Here is a 2435-nt window from a genome sequence, read left to right as displayed (position 1 = left end):
GGATCGGCCCGCCGGCCGGCGTCTGCACCAGCACTGCCGTGCTCAAGCCCCCGGGTGCCGCAGGCAGCGGCAGCGTCGTCGCCTCGCCGTTCCAGCGGCCGAGCCTCTGCAGCGAATGCACGACATTGGCATGCGGCAGCGTGCGTCCGGTGTTCTCGCCGCGCGCCACCGGCACCTCGACGACGCCGCGTGCGTAGCGCACCAGCCAGACATCGGCCGCCCCGCCGGGCGCTGTGCCGGCGCCGATGCTCACCTTGCCGTCGCCGAGCGAGAGCGCCGGACCCTTGGCGTACGGGGTTGTCGAGATCAGCCGCTCGATCTCGCCGGGCGCCGCACCGACGGCGTCGGCGCTGCCGTTCACCACCACCTGCGGCGTGAACGGCCCGTCATGGCCGAGCGGCGGCTCGTAGGCGACCTGGCGCTGGGTGAATTCCTGCCGGCCGAAAATGTCCTTCCAGCCGAGATAGTCCCAGTAGGTGACGTTGAAGGACAGCGCCAGCACGCCCGGACGGTCCTTGATCTTGATCAGATTGGCATTGGCCGGCGGGCAGGACGAGCAGCCCTGGCTGGTGAACAGCTCGACCACGGTAAGCGGCTCGGCGGAAGCGGCATCGAGCGTGGCGGCAAGCGCAGCAAATGCCGCGCCGGCAAGCAGGCCGATCCTTGTCTTCAATCCGGTCATGGGAAGCAGTCTCCGTAGCGGGGCGATGCTCCCATTTCGCCGCCGCGGAGGACTTCGTTACAGCTTCACCGGTTTGTGATTGAGAGGCGCCTTCCCCTTCTCCCCTTGTGGGAGAAGGTGGATCGGCGCGCAGCGCCGAGACGGATGAGGGGCGCTCCAGCGGAGTGAGACGCTCGCGAGCGCGTCTGCTAGATTCTTGTCTAGAATTAAGGCGCCACCAAGCTGGAGCACCCCTCATCCGTCGCCTTCGGCGACACCTTCTCCCACAAGGGGAGAAGGGAGGGCGCTACTGCGTCAGCACCGTCTCGGACGGCCGCTGGTTGAAGGCGCATTTGCCGGTCACATTGTAGAAGAAATCGGCATTGGAAACCGGCGCCGGCACCGGGTTGCCGCCGTCTTCCCAGGCCTGGTAGCCGGTCTGGCCGCAGGGCACTGAGGTGAAGATGTCGACCTTCTGGCCGGTCGCGACCTCGGGCATATCGGTGGCGCTGGTGCCGATATAGAGCCGGTTCGAGGTGTTGGGATCGTTCGACTTCAGCACCTTCGGGTTGCCCGAGGGAACGTCCATTTGCAGATAGAGCTGGTCCATCTGGCTGACATCGATCACCGCGCCGGCGCCATTGGCCGGATAGAAGGTATCGGCGCAGGTCGTGACGTACTTGTTGCTGCCGCTGGTCTGGGTGATCGCCCCGCTCGGCAGATTGCTGAAATTGTCGACCGTCGAGGTCGTGCAGACCTGTTTCTGCACCACGGTCGTCGTCGATCCGTTGATAGTGCTGACGGTGGTTGTGCCGTAGCCCTTCGGGTCGCCATAGCCGTTGTAATTATAGCTGATCGTCATCAGCGGCTTGGCCTTGGTCTGGCCGAACTGGGTGCCGTAGAGCGTCATCGTCTTGTTCCAGTAGCCCGACACCTTCGTCACCTTGAAGGTGGACTGGACCAGCGCCGGCGCCTTGCGCACCGAGGAACCGACGCCGACATCGACCGAATTGATCCTGGCGATCTGCATGAAACTGGTCGGCATCGGATAGGCCGCCGTGGCGCTGAACGTCGCCGTGCCGTCGGCGGCGACGTTGACGGCGGTGAGCGTCGCGTCGCCCAGCCCGCTATTGGCGACATAGGCTTGTTGCAGCGCCGTCTGGCGATCGGCCTTCGAGGTCGTGGTCGGCAGCGTGGTGATCGACAGGATCGCGGCATCCAGCGCCTGCTGCATGTTGCTCCTGGTCGTCACCGCCGAGGTGTAGTCGACGGAAAAGCCGACCGCGAGCAGCAGCGGGATCGCCAACAGTGCCATCATCGGCAGCATCGAGCCGCCTTGCGATCGAACGAAATCTCTTGCCGACGAGAACATGCCCCAACCCCATACACACCGGCAATGCAACCTGCCTGCCACCAGAGGTGGAGATATGCCCAAAATGAGTGCATGAAAGTTTAAGTGGATTTGAATTTTTGCGCGGAGGCGCCCTAGCCTTCAAACGCTTGCGCTGCCCCTCACCTGCCTGCCGGCATCCTCTCCCCGTATGGTAACGGGGAGAGAGGCGCCCCCATCGACGATTTCGCCAATTTGGAAAGCTGCAAGAAAGGTACCGAGGCGGCGGCCAGTCCCTTCTCCCCGTCACTTACGGGGAGAAGTGCCCGGCAGGGCGATGAGGGGCAGCGCCGGCCTCCGATCATTGGCCGTGTTCAGACATTGGCGAGCGTGTTTGCCTGCTCTGCTCCGATCTCCCCGGGCCCACCGCTTGCCCCTTAAACC

2 protein-coding genes are annotated in these 2435 nt (G+C 64.5%); both read right to left on the bottom strand.

Translation table 11 applies throughout. The features are described from left to right. Positions 1-682 (bottom strand): DUF1223 domain-containing protein (locus tag EOA60_RS28895; protein WP_128312314.1); only part of this gene is annotated, 682 nt, incomplete at its 3' end. A 286-nt stretch (positions 683-968) separates the two neighbouring features. After that, a complete protein-coding gene (locus EOA60_RS28890; RefSeq protein WP_095825054.1) occupies positions 969-2033 on the bottom strand; it encodes a pilus assembly protein TadG-related protein in 1065 nt (354 codons plus the stop codon). Between the last annotated feature and the right edge of the window lie 402 nt (positions 2034-2435).

Source organism: Mesorhizobium sp. M1A.F.Ca.IN.020.06.1.1 (assembly GCF_004023265.1).
Classification (GTDB): Bacteria; Pseudomonadota; Alphaproteobacteria; order Rhizobiales; family Rhizobiaceae; genus Mesorhizobium.
This window is presented reverse-complemented; position numbering and strand designations above follow the sequence as displayed.